The following is a 3811-nucleotide window of genomic DNA, read 5'->3' on the forward strand; positions in this document are numbered from 1 at the left end:
CAAAATGCGCCGCAAACGTCCCACGCATTATCTCTCACAAGGCTTACTTGAGACAGGCCGTTTTGGCAATCGCCCATACACGGGCCCGGCGGTGGGGTTGAGAACACGAAGGGAGCGGTGTATGACAGGCCGGACCGCAAGCATGCGGTGCGCCAACCGAAAAAACGAGGGGTATATGATGGAATATGTCATCCCGGCCGTCTTGGTCCTTTTGGGGCTGGTGAATCTGAACCTGATCCGTGTCGGCTTGGACGTAGGGGAAGTGCAATCGCGCTTTTTCCGTCTGCGGCGGGACGAGTCCAAGATGGGCTTTTGGTGCGCGATAATCTTTCAGGTTTTTATCAGCGCCCTGTGCTTTGCCGTGGCCCTCGTGCGGGTGATGCACCCCGAGCTGTAGCGCCACGCGCCGCCGTGCCGTACGCGCCGCAGGGCGCGCCATGGCCCGCGCGGGTGTTTGAACACCGAATCTGCGCCGGGGCGCTCCATCGCATCCCCGGCCTGTCGCAAAGGAGAGAATCATGGCCAGAAAAATCGTCATCATCGGAGGCGTGGCTCTTGGTCCCAAGGCCGCCTGCCGTGCCAGACGTCTCGACCCCGAAGCTGAAATTACGCTCATCGACAAGGATACCATCATCTCCTACGGCGGATGCGGCATCCCCTACTACGTCAGCGGCGACATCGCCAATGCCGACGAACTGTTCTCCACCGTCTTTCACGCCGTGCGCGACCCCGAATTTTTCGACATCTACAAGCGGGTGGACGTGAAAACCGCCACCGAGGCGCTGGACATCGACCGCAAGGCCAAGGCCGTGCACGTGCGCGACCTGACCTCCGGCGAGGAATACGACATCCCGTACGACACGCTGGTGCTGGCCACCGGTTCCACGCCCTTTGTCCCGCCCGTTGAGGGCAAGGACCTGCCCGGCGTGGTGAGCATCGCCAACATGCACAAGGCCATTTTCCTCAAGGACCGCATCGCCAGCGGCTCCATCGACTCCGCCGTCGTGGTGGGCGGCGGCGCCATCGGCCTTGAAATGGCCGAAGCCCTCACCGCCCTGTGGGGCGTGAAGACCACCCTCGTGGAGATGTGCGACCATGTGCTGCCGCAGGCCATGGGCCCGGACCTTGCCGGTCTGCTCACCAACCACATGGTGGAAAATGACGTGGACGTGCAGTGCAATACCTGCGTGAAGCGCATCATTGGCGACGAAAATGGCGTTACCGCCGTGGAAACGGACAAGGGCACCGTGGAGTGCCAGCTGGTCATCTTTGGCGCGGGCGCGCGCCCCAACACCGCCCTTGCCCAGCGCGCCGGTTTGTCCGTTGGGCCGTTTGGCGGTCTGCTTGTGGACGGACGCATGCGCACCTCCGACTCCAACATCTACGCCGGCGGCGACTGCGTGGAAGTGCGCAACCAGATTACCGGTGCCAGCATGCACCTGCCCCTTGGCTCGCTGGCGAACCGGCAGGGCCGCGTCATCGGCACCAACATCGCCGGTGGCAACGAGCGCTTTGACGGCGCGGTGGGCACTTTCTGCCTCAAGGCCTTTGACATTGGCGTCGCCACCGCCGGTCTGACCATGGCGCAGGCCCGCGCTGCAGGGTTCGACCCCGTGGAAGGGCTGGCCGTGCAGGCCGATCGCGCGCATTTCTACCCCGGCCACAAGTGGATGTACATCAAGCTCATCGCGGACCGCAAAACCCGCCACGTTTTGGGCATTGAAGCCCTTGGCGAGGCGGGCGACGCCGTGAAGGCGCGCGTGGACGCCGTTGCGGCCCTGCTGCCCCACCGCCCGGACCTTGATGATATCTCCAATCTGGAAGTGGGCTACGCACCGCCCTATGCCTCGGCCATGGACATCGTGAACGCCGCGGCCAACTCCCTGAAGAATATCCTCGACGGCTTTAGCCATCCCATCGAGCCAAGGGAGTTTTTGGAAAGCATCCTGCCCGACGAAAGCAAGCTCGTCCTCGACGTGCGCTCGGCCAAGCAGGGCGCGCCCATGCAGGAAAAGTACGGCAAGCGCTGGCTGAATATCCCGCAGGACGAACTGCCCGCACGCTACGACGAATTGCCCCGCGACAAGGAGCTGTACGTCATCTGCAACACGGGTCTGCGCTCCTACGAGAGTCAGGTCCTGCTGCGGGCCAAGGGCTTTACCAATCTCAAGAACATTCAGGGCGGTTTCCTCTTCGCCCGGATGCTCGACCCGACCATCGTGCCTGACAACTCCTAGCGCGGCGTGATGCAGTAGAGTTGACACCGCCCCTGTCCGGCCAGCCGGACAGGGGCGGTTTTGCGTTTGTGGGAGGGGAAGGTGTGCGCCGGCTACAGCAGCGCCGCCGCCCATGCCACAAGGGGCAGGGCGATGGAGAGGGCGCCGCAGAGGCGTGGAAGCGCCGGGTGCGCGGCAAGGCGGACGCCAATCTCGCTGCCCGCCAGCAGACCAAGGGGCAACCCGGCCAGAAAGCCAAAGGCATGCGCGCCAAGGTCCGTACGCTCGCCGCCAACGCCAAGCATGGCGAGCAGGGAAAGCCCGGCCACCACCGGGGCGACGGTGCGCCGGAAGCTGACGCCGTGTTCGCGCATGGCGCGGTAGGCGCCAAGGGCGGCCACCACGCCAAAAACGGCGGTGGATGCGCCAACGGAGACGTGATTGAGCAGGTGGGCGGCGGCGTTGAGCAGGTTGCCCAGTGCGCCGCTGAGGAGGAAAATACTCCACCCAAGGGCAAAGCCGGCCTCGGAGCAGAACAGCACCATAAAGACGCCGCCGATGAGGGCGTTGCCCGCCATGTGCGCGGCGTCGGCATGCAGGGTGAGGGCGGTGACGGTGCGCCACCATTCGCCAGCCATGATGGCAGAAGCATCGGCCGCGCCATGGGTGACCCACGTTTCGGGGTACAGGCCAAGGCTCGGCAGTGGGCGTGAGCACACGGTGTGGAACAGGGCGCCCAGCAGCATAATGAGGGCCGTTTGCCACACCACGCGGCGCGAGATGGGGCGTGCGGCCTCCGGCGGCGCCTCGGGCGGGTTCTCCTGCGCGAAGTTCAGCACCTCATCCACGGCAAGGTCCATGAAATCGCTGTGCACGTCGAGCCGCCACCCCTTGCGCAGGGGCGTCAGGCGGTGGGGGATGCCCACCGCGCGCAGGGCAAGGGACCAGTCCTGCGCCATTGCGGCGGTAAGACGCGGCGGGCGCTCCGTCAGCGGCAGGGCATCCATGATGTCCCGCCATAGGGGTGCGCTCATGGATGTGGTGTCGCCATGGGACATATCCGACATGGCTTATGGCTCCTCGCGCCTAATAGCGGCGGATGACGGTGACGTTGCCCTGACGGATCCAGTTCTCGAACTTTTTGCGGAGCACGTTCTTGAGGGCGGCGCGCACCGGGGGGATCAGCAGCAGAATACCGGCACAGTCCGTGGCAAAGCCCGGAGTCAGCAGGACGATGCCCGCCACAAGGATAAGCAGGGCGTCCACAAGCTGGCCGGTGGGCGTTACGCCACGCGCCATGTCTTCGCGGATGCGCATAAGGACGGATGTGCCCTGTTGGCGGGCCAGCCACGCTCCGGCAAAGCCGGTAAGCAGTACAATGGCAATGGTGGTTTCCGCGCCGAGAAAGGAGCCAACCTTCATCAGCAGGTAGATTTCTATAAGCGGTATAACGGCAAACGCCGCGAAAAGTCGGAATAACATAGTGGAACGTTCCTTGATGCGTTGCAGGTTCGGGGTGGAGCATGACCCATTTCGTCCGCTTTGAAAAGGGGAACCGAACCCACTGGAAAATATGGCATAGCTTGACGCGTGTC

Annotated in this window: 4 protein-coding genes; 2 read left to right on the forward strand and 2 right to left on the reverse strand. The window is 64.0% G+C overall.

What is annotated here, in order from left to right; all coding sequences use genetic code 11:
* Positions 1–175 precede the first annotated feature (175 nt).
* Both ACY69P_RS14945 and ACY69P_RS14950 read left to right on the forward strand, forming a co-directional pair.
* Complete coding sequence (locus ACY69P_RS14945; RefSeq protein ID WP_404844153.1) at positions 176–397, forward strand: hypothetical protein; 222 nt, start codon at positions 176–178, stop codon at positions 395–397.
* A gap of 121 nt (positions 398–518) precedes the next feature.
* Positions 519–2237 (forward strand): FAD-dependent oxidoreductase, encoded by a 1719-nt coding sequence (locus ACY69P_RS14950; protein ID WP_462328051.1) that lies wholly within the window; start codon positions 519–521, stop codon positions 2235–2237.
* Positions 2238–2329: 92 nt separating this feature from the next.
* Here the strand turns inward: ACY69P_RS14950 and ACY69P_RS14955 are convergent, their stop codons facing one another.
* Together ACY69P_RS14955 and ACY69P_RS14960 are read right to left on the reverse strand one after the other, a co-directional pair.
* The gene (locus tag ACY69P_RS14955; protein WP_462328052.1) at positions 2330–3283 is read right to left on the reverse strand and encodes a rhomboid family intramembrane serine protease; all 954 of its coding nucleotides are present in this window, start codon (positions 3281–3283) and stop codon (positions 2330–2332) included.
* 19 nt (positions 3284–3302) lie between these two features.
* Complete coding sequence (locus ACY69P_RS14960; RefSeq protein ID WP_404844156.1) at positions 3303–3698, reverse strand: FxsA family protein; 396 nt, start codon at positions 3696–3698, stop codon at positions 3303–3305.
* Positions 3699–3811: the final 113 nt, after the last annotated feature.

The organism is Desulfobaculum sp. (assembly GCF_054921475.1).